Genomic DNA, 21,374 nt, shown 5'->3' on the forward strand with positions numbered 1-21,374 from the left:
GGACAGCACAATTTCCAGTATATTTGTAATATAACGGAATAAGAATACGTTTAGCTAGAAAATTATAAATCATTAAAATATCCTTTTTTAAATAAAATTTTAATATATATATCTTGATATTTGGCGATCATGTTCATAATATCGAATTTATTTTCAACAATTTCTCTAGAAATTATACCAAATGCCTTCCTTTTGACATCATCAGACAATAGAAGATGGATAGCTTTTTCAAGAAGAATAGCATTCTCGGGATTAACCAAAAAACCATTTTTACCGTCTTGAACCAGCCTGCTGTTATCTCCTACATTAGTCGCGACAATGGGGATACCGCATGCCATTGCCTCCAGTATGGTATTCGACATACCTTCACTTAATGATGTTGATACGAATATGTCAAGCAAGGGGGTGACCTGGTAGGGGTTGCTGATCTTTCCGGTGAAATGCACTTTGCCCTCTACACCTAACTCAGTGGCGAGCACTTCCAGTTCTCTACGCAATGAACCATCACCAATCAAAATACAATGAAGATTGTTGTTATTTTTAGACAAATTCGCAAAGACACGCAAAAGCATTGCAAAATTTTTCACTGGCTCTAGGCGTCCAACACTACCAATTAGGGATACCGAAGCCGGGATGGAAAGTTCTTGCTTGACGGTAGCTATTTCTTCACGTGTTAGAGGACTAAATGCCTGAAGATCGACACCATTGGGGATAGTGACAATTTTATTCTTATCTATTTTCAAGATCCTTAACAGTTCTTTTTCCAGGGAGTACGAAACGGGTACATATTTTTCCACCGCTAATGATATTATTTTGTACGCAATTAGTCGTCGAAACTTCTCGAGGTAAAATAATCCATGCTCTCCATTAACAAGAATTGTTCTTAACAAAACTGAAGGTACCGAACAATATAACAAAGTTAGCCAACCATGTGTATGGACTATATTGACCTTTCGCTCTTTCATTGCCTGATATATCTTCCAAAAGAGTCCGAGGGTGAAGCCACCTCTCCAGTTAAGACAAAAAACCGTTACGCCCTTATCGGTGATCCTCTTGCTCATATTTCCAGGATGAGACAGGCAACAAACAGAAAATATGAAGCGCTCTTTATCAATATGGTTGGCTAGATTAACAACTCCATTTTCCATGCCCCCAACTTCAAGACTATCTACCACATGCATTACATGACATTTTTTCATTTTACAGGGCATACACCTCCTCTGCCTTGTCGAAGACCCTCGCGAGGGTGTGTGTGAGTTCCTTCCGGGAAAAGGATGACACATCGGTACCGGAAGTCTTCCTGATAACCAGGATATTAGAAACGATATCCGCTAACGCATTACGAACCCCATCAAGATCATTCGCGTCAACCAAGGACAACTTGTTGTAGTTTCGGCTGAGCAGGTCTTTTGTCTCGCCCTCTGGTACGATAGCTAGAATTTGTTTCCCGGTCGCCATATACTCGAACACTTTACCTGTAATAATTTTTTCAGCCCCAGGCAAATCGCTTAGAGTTAGCACCAACACATCGGCGGCCATGGTTTCCTCCATCAGATCAGCATGCTCGACATAGCCAAACATGCGCAGAACTCCGGTCAGATCGGGATTCTGAAGATATTCCTGTTCACTATCGACAACTCTGCCAAATACCTTCACTCTTAGTACACTCCGCAGGGCAGGGTCCATTTTCAAAAGGTTTTTTAGCGCTGTCACAAAATTACTGAGAGACGTAGCTTTCCAGACTGTCCCAGCGTATACAAGAGTAATCGGCATGTTTCCGCCATGTACAACACCGACTGTCTCCTTGAAATTAAGGTCATCCTCATCGAAGCCGTTAGTGATGACGGTCGCCTTGTCTGGACTAATCTCTGGATATGCTGAGCAGAGACTATTGACGTAGCTCTTATTTGCTGCAGTGAAAGCCGTGCATTGCATAACAGCATAGCGCTCAAAAATCGTGTCAAGTCGCCTCGCCAAGGAATGCTTTATCGCATTTTCCAATTGGGCGCGATAAAATACCCATTCGTCACGATAGTCAAGAATTACGGGAACCCCCAGCATCTTTCCTAAGAACACTACCGGCAAGAAAGTCGAAAACGGTGGGGCGGTGACAAACAGAACCCTTGGCCTTTCTCTCCAGATCACCCGTATTAGTTTGAACATCAAACCAGGCCACCAAAGTACCTGGCTATCGGGCAGCATGAGAGGGGTAACGAGTTTCTTCACCAGTGACTTGATACGCGATTTGAGGTTTTTGCCAGAAGCGATAAACTCCTGTTTTTGGGCGTAGGAAGGTTCAAGGGTTCGTGCCCTGTACACAGTGACACCATCCGGAATGTCTTTGATTAAACTAGTGTCTATAACAGGTACTGAAGGATTTGAAACTGTAAGCACGACAGGCTCCCAACCATAGTCCCGTAGGTATTTAACAAATTTCACAGGGCGTTGCACCCCAGCTCCACCCACAGGAGGGAAACTGTATGAGACGACCAAGACCTTCCTCATAAATTGCCATGTGCCTCAGTGAAGTTACGCATGAACGATTCTCTCCACATTGCAAGAACCAACAAGGACATGATCAGCTTGCCGTTGTCCTCGGCGCGGTTTTGATGCCTGGATAACACAGCATCAAGGGAATCTGCATCAAGCAGTTGCAACAAAATATCAGAGCTTCGAATTTTTTCACTGATGACCGGAAAAAGGTCTTTCCCAAACCATTCTTCGATTGGAACAGGGAACCCCATTTTTTTTCTGTGGACGATTTCGGAAGGCAACTTATTGCCAATCATGTTTTTGAGAATATGCTTACTGGAACCCTTGTTGATTTTCATGGAGGAAGGGAGCGACATGGCAAATTCAACAAGTCTATAATCAAGGAACGGAACTCGCAATTCGATGGAAGCGGCCATGGTCATCTTGTCCGCCTTCAACAATAGATCGTCGACCAACCATGTTTTGGTATCGACATAGAGCATTTTGTTTACGGTATCGGAGCAGTGGGAAACCCTATCAAAATAGAGCTGAAACGTATTTTCAAGATAAGAACCTTTTTGCGAAAAAAATTCTGGAGAATATAATCGCTTTTTTACTGATTCGGTGAGATAGCTTGATGTTCCCTGATACCGCTTCTCCAAAGGGAGAGAAAGCCAATCCAAATACTTCAGGTGCCTGAGCTTCTTGAATCCCTGCGGAAAACAATTGATCATGTGCAAGAGCTCATCCGGAACAAAGCGTTGCGCCTGCCCAATTCTGGCCATGAAGGTGTACAAGTAATACCCGGCAAACAGCTCATCGCTTCCTTCGCCGGAAAGGAGAACAATCGCTTTTTGTCTGGCAAGTTTTGAAATGTGGTAAAGCGAAATAGCTGCGGGTTCGACGACCGGCTCTTCAGCAAAGTTGACCATTGCAGCGATGGAGGAAAAAAAATCCTCCGCCTCTAGTTTAAGAACATGATGATTGGTGTGAAACTTCTCAGCAACCAGCTTCGCGTAACGTTCTTCGCTTTCTTTTGAGTCATACCCAACAGTGAATGTGCTGATAGGCGAATCCGTCAAGCCGCTCATAAGCGAGACGACTACGCTGGAATCAAGTCCACCACTTAGAAACACACCAACAGGGACATCGCTTATCAGTCTCTTCCGTACACTATCTGTAAGGAGCGATTCGAGACGCTGCCTGGATTGTTCAAAGCTCTCGCTAGTCGGCTCGATATTGGCGAAGTCCCAATACTCACTTTCTTTTAGATGGCCATCTTTCAGTGTCAAAAAATGGCCTGATTTTAGTTTGAAGATGTGCTTAAACATGGTCTCAGGCGCAGGGACATAGCCAACGCTGAGATAGGCATCAAGGACATTGGTATTGACCTCGGTCGAGACGAATCCGGTGTACAGGATAGGCTTGATCTCGGAAGAAAAAAGTAAGATCGCACCGTTCCAGTAATAGTAAAGTGGTTTCACGCCAAGCCTGTCGCGAACAATCCAAAGAAAATTATTTCGCGAATCCCAAAGGCCGAAAGCGAACATGCCGTTGAACCGTTGCAGGCATTCGATGCCCCACTCCTCATATGCGTGAATAATCACTTCTGTGTCGCTGCGACTTTTAAACCGGTGCCCCCTCTGCTGCAAATCATTATAGATTTCGGGGAAATTGTAGATTTCCCCATTAAAAACGAGAGCTATTGAGCCATCTTCGTTGAACATCGGTTGATGGCCAGATGGCGACAGGTCGATAATGCTTAATCGCCTATGCCCCAGCCCTAGATTGTTGTTGACCCAGTACCCACTGTCGTCTGGCCCCCTATGTGCCATAAGGCTTGTCGCCCCGACAACCATACGGGGATCGACCTTTCGCTGGGCATCAGCAAAGGCTATTCCAAAAATTCCACACACTTTCAACTCACCATTTAGTCAATTTAGGGGCCCGATGCAAACGCATCGAAAAACGTTTATCTGTTAAGCGGATGCGGGATGATGTAATCTCTGTAGTGGTTTGGGTCCCCAGATTTACCATCCTCGGCCGCCTTGACCATATTGTAGGCCTCACGCGAGGAAACATAGTGTAAAATGTAATTGACACCATCATTGTATTTTTTCTCAAGGTAAGAAAACATTTTATCCGTTGTCTCACTTAAAACATGCTGGTGGTCTTGCCCTCCATGACAAAAAACCTTTACAAATACCCAATCTGGCCGCCCCTCTACACAAATTCCCTGGCGAATCCAGGAATCGACACGCACAGGGTCAGCATGGGTGCAGCTCATACCAATCTCTCCATTCTCAATAGTGGGATGCCACTTGAACCGCCAGTCTTGCCAATTAATTGTGAGAGGTCCCTGGAAAATCATGAATTCCTGTTCCGCCTCCTGGATTCCGACATCCGCCTTTCTACCTTTGAAATAGGCTGCTCTACCCTTTTGAAAACTAGCGTAGTGGATAGAGTTAATCATGCTTGGCTGAGCGAGGCAATGTAAGGCAGGAAAGGTGAAATCACCGTAGCAGCCTGCGGATTTCAGAAGCTCTATCTCATTATCAACACCACAGAATTGATCTCCACGCGAATTATTGAGAGACCAATTGCCATGGATAAACCCAAAACAACCATCCATCCCCTCCTTGATTGGCCGCATGAAACCGAATTGCTGAAAAGTTTTCAATCCGGTTCGCAATTTTTCCTGGAAGCTTTCTGGCGTGTCATGGCTGTGATGCAAGTGCAACTCGACCTCTCCAAATCCTGCCGATACCAAAGCCTTCAACTTCTCCAACTCATCTTTGCGCATGAGGTCAAGTGCATAATACCAAGTGTGTTTTGGGAATGCTCCATCCGCGTCTCTGTGCTGCGACGCAAGTATAGGATATTTTAACAGCCATTCGGTAAGCCTTGGTTGTTTGCCAGCGAGCTCAAAATGATCAACGAATTGAAAAAGAACATGCGTAGGCCCCTCGTGCCTAGGCTTAAGCACGCTGGTAAGGGTTTGCAGAAAATAGCTTCCTAACCAATTTGACAAATAACGGTTATCTATTCTACTGATCTTCATGCCGAAATCCAGCTGTAATTTCGCTTCCCAGGAAAGATAGCTAGGAAAAATTTCTTAAATTTTTCAGGAATGGGTAGGGTGTCTAGAGTCCAATACCCGAAATAATTGGTTAAATAAACAAACGATAAAAAAGTAAAAAATAAAAGATAAAAAAGCTGCGACCATTCATTGCTTAAGACAAATATTTTTTTAGAAAACAGGGGTAATAACAGGCAAGAAAAAGACAAAATTGTTACCTTTATTATATATCGGAAGGGTAATAGATTGCGCCAAAGCAAGGAAAGAATAAATTTTGAATATGCTATCTCAGCACCTACAAGGAAACACCGTGTCAACACAAAGGCACTAATTGCTCCCATCAATCCGAAATATTTAATGCCAAAATAGGTTGCAGGTACCATAAGGAGAAGTGCAATCAATGAGACGAAAAACATGAAACCAGTCCGGGCGTAAGCTCTGGTAATGAGCCCGTAGCGCGTGGACTCCAAAAGAATTGCTATAATTGACACCCGGAAAATCGGCACTGCATCTACATACTTCATTGTGAAAACAGTTGTTATGAATTCGTTGGCATAGGCAGAAAAAAAAATTACTATGGGAATTCCGATTAACATGGACTGCTCGATGGCCCTATGCCATAGCCTCACAACCTCCGAGGTCATGTTCATACTTTTTCGCTGGACTATGAGTGGTAATACCACGTCGCCGATAGAACTGAAGATCACCACAATGACAGGCAATTCGTAGCAGCCTGTTGAATAGATGGCAAACATCTCCTCCCCGAGATAATGAGAAACGAGGAATTTATCTAGCGTTTCTGCCAGCATGGTCCACATCCCTCCGAACCCGATCGGGATGGCATATTTCAAATGAGGTCGCCAATTGTTTTCCACCAGATCAAACAATGAGATCCGGTAACTTACCCTGAAAAACCAGAGTGAAAGGAAAAATTTACCGAGGAGTACGAACAAAAACCCTTTCAAAAGAAGCACGTAGCCGCCAAATAAAGCAGATGCAATAAGGACCGGAACCTGAATGATCTTGGCAATGATCATCACTTTGATGGAGAGTATTACCCGACCATCAGCAAGCAGCACTGTGTCGATAAGCGAAGAAGCGGCAAGCATGAATGCTAATACGCCAATAAGAAGACCGGTTTCAAGATAGTTAGCGTTATTGAAAAAGCGAGAAACGTCTTCGGCGCGTAGCCACATGAACAAACAAAACAAGCCTCCGGTCAGCATCATCACAGCTATTGTTCGCGAAAGATATTTCCCTTTAGCTTCCGGAAAATGAGGTAAAAAATAATAGAGACTGATAGGACAGCCCAACGGGAGGAACATGGCGGCGGTTGTCACGATGAGCATGACCTGCCGATACTCGCCGTATTCGCCTACCGAAAAAATCCTTACCAGGATCATTGGCGTAATAACAGAGAGGAGGAGGGAAGCCCCCCTGCCGACCATCAATGCAATACTATTTTTCGCAGTAGAATTTGACATAGGCTCCTTTGAACCGTCTGGTCACCTGCGAACTTTGGCTTCGACAGGTTTTCTCTTTAAAAAGTAAGCAGTTCATTGCCTATATATTGGTCGCAATAATCGGCACCACTTCACACTTCAATTGCCCTGCAGGAGTGGAATGAGTTGAAACTCGAGCTAATCGATCTTTTTCAATTAATTGCAACCAAGAATGGACCTGCGCGAAAATCAAATAGAACAGCAGTGATAATAGCTGATTACCCCAAAAAAAATAAAACAAAGAACTCAAATACAGCCCGACAACAACAGCCACATTTGTTGTCGGCGATCTATTATTTTTGTGACTACATAGTACTTGATACAGACTTAATCCGACCTTGTATAGATAGTAAATTAAAAAACACGCGCCAATCAATCCAGTTTCGGCGAAAGCCTGAACAAATGTATTATGCGCTACCATTCCCCCGAGTTCATTTTGTAAGTTTTGAAAACCAACCCCTATTAAAGGATATGCTTTGAATACCTGTATTCCACCGTACCTCAGGTCTAAACGCTCTTCAGTAGAACCCTTACTATCAGGCCGTTCTGGAGCGAATGAACTAGAGAAAACAACTACGGCTCCCAGAAATAACATGATGATCAACTTGCTGAAATTAAATTTTATCAGAAAAATCAACGCTAGAAAAAAAATCACAAACGTTGCCAGCCCAGCTCGAGAGCCAGTTAGATACACAACCAAGACAAAAATAGGGATCAGAACCGCAGTAACAGCATAGTACAGTTTTTGCTTAAACTGCACACAGAGAAAAGTGGCATTGATACTACCGACACATGCTATAAATGCTGTTTCGTTAGCGTTGCCCCATTGTCCCCAAGCTTGAAGTCTGGCGAGGTCAGGACGCCCTAAAGAAAAACCATGAAAAAAATTATAAAGCACACTACCAACTGGCTCGGAGTAATGATAATATAGAGCTTCTGCGCAAATGAGAAAACAACTGATCAGTACCACACAGCTGAGCAATTTTGCACCTTTTGTGTTGGTAGAAAAAGAGATAATAGCGAAATACAGGAGTAGACCTGGAGAAATAACCAACATATTATTTATGAATTGATGACGGCGAAAGAGAATAGTCTGGAAAATTATAATTGCTATGAACAAAAGTAATGGAATAGTGCACTTTAATTGTTTTCCGTGCGAGTCTTTATTCCCAAAAAAAATCAAAGCCATAAACATGGTACAAAAAACAACAATTGGGTAGGACGAGATAAAACAATGAAAACGTTCGTTCGGACGCAACAGCATCACAGCAGCAGTGACAGCTGTCATCCTTTCAGGACCAACAACCGATAAGAGAATTATCGCTAACACGATTAACTCAATTACAATATTGGGTTGATACAGATAATGAACCGCTACGTCTTCCATGGATTTTTTATTTGTCCCTAGACAACGATATTATGCCGCGTTTAATAGATAAGGGGAGTGACTAGCGCCTGGGGCCCCTTCACTATCGAATCATGAGGGACATCCTTTGTTACAGTTGTGCCGGCAGCAACGATAGAATTCCTGCCGATCATTACACCTTTGAGGATGGTGCATTTTTCCCCGATCCAAACGCTGTCTTCAATGATGACTGGTCTACTTGTTGCGGGTGGCGGAGCAAGATGCCTCTCAGCAGGATTCAAACAATGCTGATCACAACTATAAATACACACCCCACCAGCAATCAGAACATTATCTCCTATCGTCACATCGCAACCGACTGAAATCTGGAGTTGGTCGCCCAGAACAGTATTGTTGCCCACGCGAAGTGTTGGACTTTCGAACACTTTAGACCCGGTAAATGTAGACCTACCATGCAATGAAACATTATTGCCGAGAATTATACGTAGGTGCCCTTGGATGAGTGGAATCCCACCTACCAAGTGAAGCCCCTTTCCTACTGACTCACACTGACTTTTAAAGAGCGGCTCATAGTAAATGAATTTCCATAAACCGCGCCAAAGGTTTCGCCGAAGTCGAAACTCGTAATAAAGAAAACGATGCAAAGGGTAAATTACTGGAAAATTCACAGCACGAATCCTTTTTAATATCAAATACAGTTTATTGTAAAAAGGAGTCTCTCTTCGTCTGATTTTTAATAGAAAGCTACTCATATATATCCTGAGAATTTAAGAAAGAATACACGACGCCTTCCCCTTACAGTGGGGAAATCAAACTTCTTGCTTGTTTTTATGTGCTGGTTGCCAAACCGTATGACACTGACCCGTTGCCCACTTCCAGAAACCAATGGTAACCGCGATGTTCATTAGCACAAAAAAATAGATTAACTTGACGACCTTGTATTTTCGCGTGGTGGGGATCAGCCAGGCAAGCAGCGCAACTGTATAAACAACCAACTGTAATAGCATAGCAACTTCAAAAAAAAATCCTTCTGCCAATACACTCGCTACTAAAAAAAGCGATAATCCCAGAGGCACTAGCAAACGGAATATCTTGTGGGAAAGAAACCTCCACCAAAGCGGATTCTGCCATGGCAAGAGAAGGGAAGGGGCAATGCTCAAGAGTTGCCAATTGCCCGCCAAAGTTCGAACCTTGCGTTTCCATTCCTGCGCGACATCTCTAGAAAAATTATCGTAGGCAATGGATTCCGAGTTCAACAGACTCCGATAACCTTGCATGACAATATTCATCGGGGTTAAAACATCGTCCAAAAGCGCTCCTTGTGGCAACGTCCGGTAAAGTTTCCGTCGAATCGCATAGATTGCACCGGTCGCCCCAACTACCGAACCAGTGATGCTCTCTGTTTTCCTAATCCATTTCTCATATTTCCAGTAAACACCCATTTCCTCCCGAATGGCACTTTCAGTATCCTGCAAGAAAACCAATTCTCCACTAACGCAACCAACATTTGGGTCAGCAAAGGTATCGTTCAAGTTGCGAATTGCATTCGGGGCAAATGCTTGCCGGGCATCGGTAAAAATGACTAGTTCACTCCTAGCCGCAGCAACACCGACATTAAGTGCCATCGATTTTCCTTGATTCTCTGGCAATGAAATAATCTCGAGGTTGGAGAAACTCAACTTGGACAGTTCATCCATTGTGCGATCTGTCGAGCCGTCGGTGACTACAATTATTTTTAATTTTTCTTGAGGATAATTCTGCCTGTTAATATCAACAACTCGTTTAGAGATGTTTTTTTCCTCATTGTACACTGCGATAACAACGGCAATATCATGCAGTTCGCATGTGTCCACTTCAAAATTATTTCGACTCAAGAAACACTTTTTTCTAAATGCAAGCCAAAATGGGTATCCAAGATAAGTATATAAAATAAAGAAAAGACTGGACCAAAAAATAATTTTCATAAATATATAATAATGTGCATGCAGTTTGTACAATCAGACTCTTTTTTAATATTCAACAATTTTCAATAAAATTTTATAATTTAAGGCATGGCTACATTCAAAGTAACAGAAAAAAGATAAGGAATGATCGATAGGGGAAAACCTACCATTCACATCTTGTTGCTTTGAAGAATTATTTTCGTCAGAACCAACAGCATCAATCCAAACGCAAAAGTGAAAAGTCCAGAAAACTCATGAAGGAAGCCTTGGGCAACTTTTTCTCCATAAAGACTGGCGAGACTGGCTGTTCCGGTGAGCCGGATAATGTTGGCGAATATAGCGACGGGTGCGGCCACCAGAAAAAGTACCCATTTTTTCCAATCAGCGCAGTCGCTGAACCAGGCAAGGGCAGCACTGAGCGCGAACATAGTTGTTAATGAGCGCAATCCAGAGCATGCGTCAACCACCTCCAAAGTAGTCTGCGCCAGATGAAGAACATTGCCTTCACGAAGCACCGGAATACCTGTCACCTGGATCACCTTTTCTGTAATGGCACTGGAATACAGCTGCATGGGAAAGGCGATTTTATTCCAAATAATAGCGGGTAGCGGCACCATAAAAATAAGGTAACCAATCGGAAGCAATAGCTTGCGGACCATTGCTGCTCCCAGAAGGAACAGCGCGATGCCTAGAAGCACGAAGATAATCGAGGTTCTTTGCAGAAAGAACTCTGACCCAACTTTGCCTATATAGAGCTGTGCTAGTCCTATCAGCAACAAAAGCAATCCCCAGTTAGCCGGTCGCAACGAGATATTATTCAATTCAGCCCGCATGGTGAATATCATGTATCCGCTAATCAAAGGGATAAAAAAACCATGGGAATAATTGTCATTGGTTGACCACTCCTGCGTCAGAACAACTAGCACAGGAGAATACAGCCCTACAAGTGCTCCGAGAATGAGCAGGAGACAGACAATATTAAGGGAGTAAAGCCGGTGCTGAAACAATGCTGAAGGCATGCTACCTAACTCCCTGGAAGAAAATTGTCGAGTTCCGTGACAGCAAGACCAGCGAAATGCTGCAGGAACGTCTCAACTTGTTGTATATCACCATTAGGTACGGGTGCAATGAGGCGAACAAAGGTACCGTCTCTTCGTTTCTTCAAAATGGCGTCGAGCACCAGATAGATCTTTTCCCAATACTCCGAATGGATAATTCGTCCCCGATTTTGATACCAGTATAACACCACTTGGTATTCATTGCGGTTCCTGATAATCATCTCACTGACGATCATCGGGGCCCGCCCTTCCTTGGGAACGATTTCGACCGTTTTCACCGCATCAATACCCCAACCTCCGCCAGGAATGCAATTTTTCGGTGAATGATAACTGCTGCCACTACCCACCGATTCATAAAATGCTGCATAAAAATTAATCGGTTGCCCTGACGGGGACGAATAATTGAGTTCAATATAATCATCAACCCCGAGCATCTTGACGACAGCATCCGAAGACTCACGAGAGGACTGCACCTGCCACTCCCCAAGCATTGCGGGAAATTTAGCAAGCGGCTGTTTAATAGGAGTCCGCAGGGGGCCGGAAACATCCCGAATAAGTAAAAAGGTACCACCAAGGAAAATGATGATTATAAGAGTGCGCAGAGGAGAGATTTTCATAGTGAGGAAGGATGAAGAAGTTATACATTCGCAACCATTCAGGTTGGAAATTTAATCGTGCAAAGAAAAGAAGAGACAACTTGAACGCATTTGTTTCAATTTTGATTGCATATCCTGCTATGGTATAAAAAAAGCTGGAGACACCATCCATAAGCATACTCATGGACAACTAACCCATCAAAACCACCCGTCACCTTTTTACATAAAATAAATTTCAACTCAAAATTGCGCGTGGTACGCTGGTTTCAACTGAACACAGGGCGCCCCCACTTTTCCTTCGCCATTTCATCATCTTACAACAAGCAATCATTGGTGCTAACGACCTATTGATTTACTCTGTACGATTCCATAATATGTACAAATCAGGGCGAACAGATTTCCTTTGGACAAAACAAGTATCGTTAAATACTGCTTTCCTGACCTCCGACTTTAATTCCTCAGTCAAATTCTCATGTCGCAAATCTTCACTGAAAAAAACGGGGTTGACTTTAGCCTTCTCCTGGACATTTTCAATTACATCGTGAAAGTTCGCATAAAATCGGGCAGGCACTCCTGCAACACAAGTATCCGGTGGGATACTCTTATTGACAACCGAACCAGCCGCCACAATGACATTGGGACCAATAGTCACACCAGGAAGTATGATACAACTATCCCCTATAAAACAGTTCTCTTTGATATCAACTTTCCCTAAACGTACGAAATTACCCCCAAATTTGACCGGCGCATCATCATGAGCAAAAATACGAACATTCATTGCAATCGAGGAGTTATCACCAATTGAAATTAGATATGGATATGAACCGTCGATCAAAACACCTGTTTCTATCGTGACATTTTTCCCTACAACTAGCCCGCGTTTGATTAAAGTTTGGACATTCGACAGATAATCCTCTTTGTACTTGTCATATACAACAAACTTTCTTTTACACTTTATCACAAATTCAATAATGCTATTAAAAATATTAGCTATATAAGAATTCATTACACTTCTCAAAATAGGAGATTTATCTGAAAAACTAATAAAAAAAATTATTATTCACATTTTTTTCTTCATAAAAACAGAAGAAAGAACATCTAAAAACTTTGCTGCTATATATTGTTGCCCTTGAGCGTTAAGATGCCCTCCATCATTTGTTATAGAAGGATTTAATACTTCTATTTGACTTTCTTTATACGAATGACCTCCAGATCCATTATTTTCAAGTTGAGCTAAATCAAACAAAAATCCATTATTTTTAAAATGATTACGAATAAAATCATTAAACTGTTTTCGTTTATAATTTTCCTCGTAACCATAAAGAGTTCGTCCTAGAAAATTTTTTAACCAAGCCTTAGCGCCACTTTCAACAACCGTGAGGGGACAAGTTATCGCTATAAAAATGGTATTGGGAAATTTTTTACCCATCCTATCAAGGCTATCGATGTAATCTCTAGCTAATTTAATAGCATCGGTTGTAGAATCTATATCAACATAGCAAAGTTTAAACATAGCTATGTCAATATTTTTAAGAGTGTTTGATTCCATCTTTGTTTCGAAATCTTCTATCTTGGATAGAGGATCTGTATTTTTTCCAATTTCAAAATGAATAATACCAGGATCGGTTGTTTCGACTCCTAACTCATTGACATGCAAACTTATTTTTTCTTGTTTCGCTAAATCTTGCACCCCTGTCAAAATGTTATTCCCAACAGATTGGTGTCCAAATACAATTCGTTTTTTTTCCAGAATCTTCCACTGATTTGCGTTGATATGATTTTTATTACCCATCTCCATGTTCCCTTTCTTATTTTCTTCGCATGCCAAAAGTGTGACCAGAATAATAAAAAGACTAAATATAATTATAAGGGAGCTTTTTTTTTTCACGATAACAATCCTTCCCAATTTGTCGCCCATTAAACATTTGAATAAAAAACAGATAGATACGCAAAGAAACTAGCTGTTTTGTAATATATTTCTCGAATACTCCACCATGTGTTGGAGTTCTGGTTGCTCTATTTTTTCCAGCCCTTCCACGCGGGTCATAACACCTTCCCTTACCATATTGGCAATTTCCCACACATAGGGATGAAAACTGTAGCGCTGGCGGTGAATATGATTGGCATAGGCGTTGAGCAGACAGTTCGACGAATTCGGGTCGGTATCGTCCGGTTTGACCCAACCGAGGGTTTTAATCCGTTCGATTATCGTTTCCTCATCGTATGGAAGAAAGGCTAATGGATGAACATTATGGGGAAACTTTTCCGGATTGGTGGAATGACTTCCTCCAAGGAAATAGGGGTTGATGGCGTCGCCGGCTATCTGGTGCAGCGGTTTATAAATTGCTTGAAGTGCCTGCTGCATCAGGGCGGGATTAGTTTTCATCACCGATGCCTGGACAGGCGCTTGACCGGGCGACCAGCCAAAACCGACGAACGGGATTTCCTTTTCAATGGCGGTGCGCAGAACTAAATTCTTGATCAAACCAATGCAGGAGGTGCAGATGGTGGAGGCCCGCTCAAGGGTTTTCATTGAGTAGAGCTCTTGTTTTGCTGCCGTCCTAAAAATAGCATGCAGCATTTTCGGGTTTGGCCTCACAACCAGCAAGTCGGCGCCGAGGTTGCCGCAAACCGTATAAATATTTTCAACAGCCCGGGGTGAAATAAATCCATTGTCAAAGGTCAGGGCCAATACCCTGAGCCGATACCGGTTGACTAAGACATCCAGGGTATAGGTGGAGTCCTTGCCGCCGCTGTATGCAACAAGCACATCGTACGAAGAAGATTTTCTTTCCGTGGCAAGAAGATCACGGAACTTTTGTTCATATTTCTGTTTGAGCGCTTCTGTGGCCTCCGCTCCGCGATAAGAGCGGCAGTGATTGCACACCCCGTGTTCATCAAAAGAAATGCCTGGAAAAGTCTCGGGTAAAATGCATCGGGTGCAGAGTTTCATGAAGTGATCACCGTTGAACGCAGTTCATTTTTTTTAATCTTGCCGGAGGTTGTTTTCGGCAGGTCATCGAGAAAAACTACATCATGTGGTATTTTATACTGAGGCAGGAGCTTTTTGCAATGCGCCTTCAGTTCTTTTTCGCTGCTGGCGGCACCAGGACGGAGAACAACACACGCCCGGATTCGCTCGTCAAGTATTTCATCGGGAATACCAATCACAGCCACTTCATGCACGGCAGAATGTTCCGCGAGCACATCCTCGATTTCCTTGGGTCCGATCCGATGCGATCCGGATTTGATCATATCGTTCTTTCGACTGATAATATACAAAAACCCTTCTTCGTCCAATCGCGCCAAGTCGCCGGTCCATAATCCTTCGGATCGCAGCACTTCCCTGGTTTCTTCGGGACGATTCCAGTAGCCGGCCATAAGGTTCTCCCCTCGGGCCACTATCTCACCGGTTTCTCCGATGCTCACAGGTTTCCCTACTGCATCCCGCAAGGTCAGGTCTACACCAGGAATACCTTTGCCTATTGAACCGGGCTTGCGTTCAATATCGTCCGGATGGAGATAGGCGAGCCGGGCGCTGCCCTCGGTCTGACCGTACATGATGTAAATTTTTGCTGCAGAAAAGACTGTTTTCAGTCGCCGGGCCAGTTCAGGTGACATGGCGGCTCCGGCCTGGGTGAGATAACGTAGAGCAGGAAAGGAAAAGGAAGCTATTGCCGATCGGTTGAGGAGCAGGGCAAAGGTGGAGGGTACACCCGAAAAGCCGGTTACCTCGTGTTCAACCATCTGCTGCAAAATAACATTGGGATAGAGAAAACTCTGGTTCACCACCAAGGAACCGCCAACAGCTATATGTGTCAGCAGGACTGAATTCCCGTAGGAATAGAAAAAAGGCAACACGGCCATTACCCGATCAGTTGACTGAAGATCGAGGTAGGAAACAATGGAGGCGGTATTGGCGGTCAGATTGGCGTGGCGAAGAACAACCCCTTTAGGTTTGCCGGTGGTCCCGGAGGTATAAATTATCTGCGCAAAATCACAGGAGGAACGATACTGCAAAGAATGCATCGCCAAAGGCGAGGAGTCGCAAAGATCGTTAAAATCCTGCGTTTGCCACGGCGTCGTTTCGGATGGTTGTTCTTTCCGGCCAGAAACAACTAGCACTTGCAGGGACGATACCAGAGGAAGAGCGGCCTGCAGATATCGGTTGAATTTACTTGCGGCGAAGAGCACCGAAACCTGGCAATCATTGAGCACATAGGCTAATGACGAATCGGATGTCTGGGTGTTTAACCCCACAACCACGCCGCCGGCCAACAGTATGCCGAAATAGGCGGCTATATATTCGAAGGGATCATCGTTGAGGATTGCACCCCGGAAGCCTGGCTCTAACCGGTATTCCTGCAATCGGGAAGCAATCCCCATGGCGGCGGAAAATATTTCGCTATAGGTGAAAATCCTGGTGTCATGAAATAACACCGGTTTATCAGGATTACGCTCAACAGCTCTCAGCAAATAATCAGTTACAAGCATCGCGTTCATTCCAGTTTACACTCAATATGACACTTAAATCTGTCATTTTCGACCGGGAGTAATCTTGAGATCCTCACCTGCGTTCAGAATGACAAAGATAGCAGCGTCGTCATGCGAAGTATGGCCGGCTAGAAAAGACATCGTCAAGCAAATGTGAACAAGGTGGATCAAGCCGTTTTTCTGGTAATAAACTGCGACAGCCGGTTGACGGAATCCAGATTCTCTGGGATCAGCTCTTCATCATCGACTTTCATGGCAAAGGTCTCCTCGAGCCATTCCACGAGTTCGAGCACACCGGTGGAATCGATGATCCCTTGTTCTAAGAATGAAGTATCGTTGTCGAGGGCGTTCTCTTCAGCATCAAAAAGAAAATTGCTAAAAATAAACGCCCTGATTTTGTCGCTATTGGTTTGCATCATATCCTCACTAATCGATAATTCTTCGGGTATTGGGTAGAGTTTCGGGACAATGTTCCCGCCAGTTTTCAATAAATTGATCGTACAAACATTGGGTCGACAACACACCGACCAATGCCATGTTCTCACGGAATCCTTGCCGAGCCTTTACACGGCATTTTTCGACAAGATTGGTAACCATATCGGCATTAAACAGGCCGGATTTCTTCAAACTCTCAGGCGCAAGGAGGTGCTCCACGTACGACGGCGTTGCAGCACCGAAAAAACTCAGAATATCAGGCGCCATGTAAGGCTGTTTTTTCCGGTCGATAATCTCGGGAGGCAGCAGATCCCGCATAGCTTTCTTCAATAGATATTTTTCGTTCAACCCTTTCATTTTCAATCGAACGGGTATTCGAGCGGCGAACTCCACCACCCGATGATCCAAAAAAGGAAACCGCCCCTCCACCGAATGAGCCATACCCACCCGATCGCCTTGCGAGGATAAGAGATAATTAGCAAGCAACAGCTTCGATTCCACATATTGGGCGCGGGTAAAAAAATTAATACCCTTTAATTGCCCTGCGAAATATTCCATTGCTTTATTCAGAGGTGAGTAGTCCACCATTTTGCAATCATCTGATAAAAAACGAGTAAGGAACTGGCCGTTTTTCCATCGCGGTTGATGCCCATAGAACAAATCTGCCTCTGGGTTGACATCGGTGGCGAAGAACTGCTTGGCATAACTGGCCGAGCGGGTCGGCGAAAGTGCAAGGTAAGGGTAGAGGCGTTTCAACAGCATCGACCGACAGGCTGAATCAGGCTGGGCGGCGATGAAAGCCCGAACCTTCGCCTCCTTGAAGAGATCATAGCCCCCCAGAATTTCATCCGCCCCTTCACCGGTGAGCACAACCTTGTAATCATGCTGCCTAACTAAACCGGAAAGAAGGTAGAGAGGGGTCGGCGCTGTCCGAAGAATAGGGGTTTCGGTGTGATACATCACCGTGGGAAAGGCTTCGGCTATAGTTGCATAGCTACAGACCACCTGGTCGTGATCGGTTTGCAGGTACTCGATAACCTTGGCTTGCTCATGACGCTCATCATACACCTCATCCTCAAAAACCACGGAAAAGGTCCTGAGCGGGTTGCTCGTATAATGCCTGATGATCGAAGTGATGGTAGAGGAATCAAGTCCGCCACTGAGATAAGCGCCGACCGGCACATCGGCACGAAGCTGCAGACGAACGGAATCTATCAGCAGAGCACGGAGTTCTTCGGCAAGCTCTTCGTCCGAAACGGCGGAGACAGGAGCGTGATAGTCAATATCCCAATACTTTTGCTGATTGCCCAGTCCTTGCCGGCTCAGCAGCAGCGTGTGCCCCGGCTGCACCTGCAACACACCGTTGAAGATGGTGTCCGCCCCGACCGGGCTCCAAAAGGTGAAAATATCCTGAAGAACCTGCGAGTCGAGGTGCCGGGGAATGGTGGTATCTGCTGAAAAGATTGCCTTGATTTCCGAACCAAAATAGCATCTGCCCCTGTGCAGACAGTAAAACAAAGGACGGATACCCATCCTATCGCGGGCCAGCAGCAACGATTGTTTGCGCGTGTCGTAGAGAGCAATGGCAAACTGCCCGTTCAGTTCCTTGACGAAATCCGCCCCTTTTTCCTCGTACAGATGCACCAAGACTTCCGTGTCGGAACTGGTGGTGAACCGATGCCCCTGACGGACAAGCTGTTCGCGAAGCTCAATATAATTAAAAATTTCGCCATTAAAGATAACCCAAATCGACTTATCCTCATTGCAGATCGGCTGCCAACCACCTTCCAGGTCGATGATGCTCAAACGGGCATGGGCAAGACCAACCTGTTCGTCCTGAAAAAAACCGAACCCATCCGGACCCCGATGCCGTAACGACCAGATCATCCGTTCCAGCAGGCGCAAGGAGCCCTCGGTCGGAGCTTGCAGGTTAAAATAGCCGGCGATTCCGCACATTATGCTCTAGACCTGGACAGAAAGGGGGGACCAACATTTTGCATACAACAGAGGAGAGGAAAGTTCATTTTTTTTCAAGAGTACCCTGGGTACGTTTCTCACCAGCGGAAAATCTCATGGGCAGCGGTCAGGGTCAGGAGCACCCGGTGCTCATCGTAATTATCACCAGGTTCCGAGTTGTCGGCATAGCGATAGGAAGCAGCAAGGGTATAATAGCGAAGAAAACCGTAGCCGACAGTCAGTCCGGCATCGTATGTCTCCCTGGTATAATTCAAGCGGTCTGAGTCAAAGGCCGTGGTTATTCCACCGGGCTGCTCATAATCGCTCCGCTCATAACCTGCGGTAAAACTTGCCTCTAACTCCGGCGTGAACCGGTAGGAGTACCCCAGTTCTGAACGCCAGGTTTTGCTCAAACCGGACTGCAGGCCATCGAAATTGTCGTACTCATACCCGTAAGATGTGCTTGCTGACAAGGTTGCCTGCTGGAAGGTATAAATCAACCCGGCATAGGCATTGTAACCAGTCTCATCGTCGCCTTCCTCGAAGGTAACCAAGGAAGGACCACCCGATAAAGTCATCCGCAAACGAGGACTGAAGTCATGGTTCCAACCTAAAGTGAACTCATGAATGGTAGAGTTATTTAAACTCTCGTCCTCATACACTGTTTCCGCATACGAATACTCTCCAAAATAGACATCATGGGGCCGCCAACTGTAGTTGGCCCGGATTCTACCATGATATTCTTCAAGATCTTCGTTCGCAACATTTAGCGCGCTCGAACTAGGAAGCACGCTCGAACTAGGCTCGTCATAGATGCCCTTGACATAGCTCACCTCGGTTTCTGCCTGCCACTGGGCATTGAAGCGATAAGAAAGACGGCCTATCCCTTCATGACGGTCATAGTCCGATTCATTGTTGGCCACCCCATTGTCATCATAGCGAAGCACACCAAAATTATACCCCACGCCGACAACGGAATCCTGCGCATAGGTGTAATCGGTGCTCAGGCCAAAATCGTTGCGCCAATACCGCTGCCGCCCATCAATGTCGGACAACTCGCGGGGGGCATCAGCGGGAGGGCCAGCACCTATCGACGTAACCGGTTCCACCCCCCCAGGGATGATAGCTGCCCCACGCCGCTCATTATCGGCAACCGGATCTTCTCCTTTAAAATAACTGTCGGTTGCCCGGACCAGCCAATTACGATTGATATTCTTCTCGGCCAGCAGACCGAGATCATGGCCGACAAAATGACTGCTGTCGATATCATCATAGGTGAAAGTCGGGGCGTAGGTAAACTCGAGGAGGTCGCTTACATCACGCGAAGAAAGCCGCACCCTGGGGCTCGCAAAGAGGTTGCGCGTGTTCTCTGAATCAGAATTGACGGACGTAGAGCCCTGCTTGTAGTTGCGGTCCTGAAAATCATACCCGATCGACAATTCGCCGATCATGATATTTTGCCGCGCCCAAACATCACCTGCCGGGAGGAGTCCGGTCAATGCCAGCAGGGCAGCTCCCGTATGCTTCAAGTTTCCCATTCCGATACCCGCCGGTTAATGGACAATGATGATATCCCCTGATTGTATATAAATATTTTTATCCAGTTTTTTACCTTTGACCAGGTCATCGTAATCGAATTCGAGGGTGTTTTTCCCACCTTCTCCTTGGGAAGTTTTGACACCGTCGCCAGCCCTGACCACCGTGATGTCATGATTTGCCCACTCGGTGAATCCACCGCTCCGGGCTATAACCTGAACCACGGTGATCGGATACTCGATGTTCAAAACGCCTGGCGTCCTGACCTCGCCCATAACCGTATAGCGTCGGCTGTTGCTCTGGATGAGCGCCACCGAAACCATGGGATTGGAGTAAACGGTTGCGTACAACTTTTTCAAATAGTCAGCCACTTGGGTCATTGTCATACCGAGAACATTGACATCACCCACATGCAGCAAGGAAACACGTCCATCCATCCGGACAACCACTCCGCCACCCGCGTGGCCCGGAACATCACGTCCTGCTTGCGGTTCCCCCTCTATTCCGGTGACGGGGCCTGAGGCCGCTGCGGTGGCCGCCATGCTGCCCTCACCGTAGATGCTGACCGACAATACATCGCCATGTCCGATGATATATTCCTTATCTTCTCCTGGAAAAGCCGTTTTGCCGACGACCTCGCTGCGCAACTGTTCCTTCAGTTTGTCAGCAGCGACAGCATCGGCCGCGGCTTGAGCGGCAACCGCGCCCTGAACCATACCCGCAAGCAATACAATCGCCGACATCAACCAAATCTTCAGTGTCTTTCCTTCGCTGCGCATAACCCCTCCTCAATTGCTTTAAGCATCTTCATTTTACACACATACGTTTCTTCTACAAGGTGTCTCAGTTTATCACAACACAGAAAAAAAACTAACTTTTTCTAGGAAGAGGACTCCTCTCTCGGTTATATTTATAACCACTCGAAAAAAGCTTTATT

At 45.2% G+C, this 21,374-nt stretch carries 18 protein-coding genes; all 18 read right to left on the reverse strand.

Annotation, left to right across the window (positions count from 1 at the left end):
* Positions 1-62 precede the first annotated feature (62 nt).
* The 18 genes from ACHZCX_RS08595 to ACHZCX_RS08680 all read right to left on the reverse strand — a co-directional run bounded on the left by ACHZCX_RS08595 (position 63) and on the right by ACHZCX_RS08680 (position 21,216).
* A complete protein-coding gene (locus tag ACHZCX_RS08595; protein ID WP_319586817.1) occupies positions 63-1,211 on the reverse strand; it encodes a glycosyltransferase in 1,149 nt (382 codons plus the stop codon).
* On the reverse strand, positions 1,201-2,394 hold the full coding sequence (locus tag ACHZCX_RS08600; RefSeq protein WP_319586818.1) for a glycosyltransferase: 1,194 nt from the start codon (positions 2,392-2,394) through the stop codon (positions 1,201-1,203). The genes ACHZCX_RS08595 and ACHZCX_RS08600 overlap by 11 nt, the downstream gene beginning before the upstream one ends.
* 107 nt (positions 2,395-2,501) lie before the next feature.
* On the reverse strand, positions 2,502-4,388 hold the full coding sequence (asnB, locus tag ACHZCX_RS08605) for an asparagine synthase (glutamine-hydrolyzing) (protein WP_319586819.1): 1,887 nt from the start codon (positions 4,386-4,388) through the stop codon (positions 2,502-2,504).
* Positions 4,389-4,444: 56 nt separating this feature from the next.
* Positions 4,445-5,533, reverse strand: a complete 1,089-nt coding sequence (locus tag ACHZCX_RS08610; protein WP_319586820.1) for a hypothetical protein — start codon at positions 5,531-5,533, stop codon at positions 4,445-4,447.
* The gene (locus ACHZCX_RS08615) at positions 5,530-7,035 is read right to left on the reverse strand and encodes an oligosaccharide flippase family protein (protein WP_319586821.1); all 1,506 of its coding nucleotides are present in this window, start codon (positions 7,033-7,035) and stop codon (positions 5,530-5,532) included. The genes ACHZCX_RS08610 and ACHZCX_RS08615 overlap by 4 nt, the downstream gene beginning before the upstream one ends.
* 79 nt (positions 7,036-7,114) lie before the next feature.
* Complete coding sequence (locus ACHZCX_RS08620; RefSeq protein ID WP_319586822.1) at positions 7,115-8,440, reverse strand: O-antigen ligase family protein; 1,326 nt, start codon at positions 8,438-8,440, stop codon at positions 7,115-7,117.
* Between the two features lie 41 nt (positions 8,441-8,481).
* On the reverse strand, positions 8,482-9,171 hold the full coding sequence (locus tag ACHZCX_RS08625) for an acyltransferase (RefSeq protein WP_319586823.1): 690 nt from the start codon (positions 9,169-9,171) through the stop codon (positions 8,482-8,484).
* 57 nt (positions 9,172-9,228) lie between these two features.
* A complete protein-coding gene (locus tag ACHZCX_RS08630; protein WP_319586824.1) occupies positions 9,229-10,416 on the reverse strand; it encodes a glycosyltransferase family 2 protein in 1,188 nt (395 codons plus the stop codon).
* Positions 10,417-10,532: 116 nt separating this feature from the next.
* Positions 10,533-11,381 carry an exosortase A gene (gene xrtA / locus ACHZCX_RS08635; protein ID WP_319586825.1) on the reverse strand — a complete coding sequence of 283 codons (849 nt, stop codon included), beginning with the start codon at positions 11,379-11,381 and terminating at the stop codon, positions 10,533-10,535.
* A gap of 5 nt (positions 11,382-11,386) precedes the next feature.
* Positions 11,387-12,037 carry an exosortase C-terminal domain/associated protein EpsI gene (locus ACHZCX_RS08640; protein ID WP_319586826.1) on the reverse strand — a complete coding sequence of 217 codons (651 nt, stop codon included), beginning with the start codon at positions 12,035-12,037 and terminating at the stop codon, positions 11,387-11,389.
* Between the two features lie 331 nt (positions 12,038-12,368).
* Entirely contained in the window at positions 12,369-13,022 is a 654-nt protein-coding gene (locus tag ACHZCX_RS08645; RefSeq protein WP_319586827.1) for an acyltransferase, read from the reverse strand.
* 54 nt (positions 13,023-13,076) lie between these two features.
* A complete protein-coding gene (locus ACHZCX_RS08650) occupies positions 13,077-13,904 on the reverse strand; it encodes a hypothetical protein (RefSeq protein ID WP_319586828.1) in 828 nt (275 codons plus the stop codon).
* A gap of 69 nt (positions 13,905-13,973) precedes the next feature.
* Positions 13,974-14,708: a hypothetical protein gene (locus tag ACHZCX_RS08655; RefSeq protein WP_394708780.1), complete on the reverse strand. Its 735-nt coding sequence runs from the start codon at positions 14,706-14,708 to the stop codon at positions 13,974-13,976.
* Positions 14,709-14,965: 257 nt separating this feature from the next.
* Positions 14,966-16,510 carry a class I adenylate-forming enzyme family protein gene (locus ACHZCX_RS08660; protein WP_319586830.1) on the reverse strand — a complete coding sequence of 515 codons (1,545 nt, stop codon included), beginning with the start codon at positions 16,508-16,510 and terminating at the stop codon, positions 14,966-14,968.
* 167 nt (positions 16,511-16,677) lie between these two features.
* The gene (locus tag ACHZCX_RS08665; RefSeq protein WP_319586831.1) at positions 16,678-16,929 is read right to left on the reverse strand and encodes an acyl carrier protein; all 252 of its coding nucleotides are present in this window, start codon (positions 16,927-16,929) and stop codon (positions 16,678-16,680) included.
* Positions 16,930-16,936: 7 nt separating this feature from the next.
* Positions 16,937-18,901, reverse strand: coding sequence for an asparagine synthase (glutamine-hydrolyzing) (gene asnB, locus ACHZCX_RS08670; protein WP_319586832.1), 1,965 nt, complete (start codon positions 18,899-18,901; stop codon positions 16,937-16,939).
* A 98-nt stretch (positions 18,902-18,999) separates the two neighbouring features.
* Positions 19,000-20,439, reverse strand: coding sequence for a hypothetical protein (locus ACHZCX_RS08675; RefSeq protein WP_319586833.1), 1,440 nt, complete (start codon positions 20,437-20,439; stop codon positions 19,000-19,002).
* Between the two features lie 15 nt (positions 20,440-20,454).
* A complete protein-coding gene (locus tag ACHZCX_RS08680) occupies positions 20,455-21,216 on the reverse strand; it encodes a polysaccharide biosynthesis/export family protein (RefSeq protein ID WP_319586834.1) in 762 nt (253 codons plus the stop codon).
* Positions 21,217-21,374 lie beyond the last annotated feature (158 nt).

Source organism: uncultured Desulfobulbus sp. (assembly GCF_963662935.2).
Lineage (GTDB): Bacteria > Desulfobacterota > Desulfobulbia > Desulfobulbales > Desulfobulbaceae > Desulfobulbus.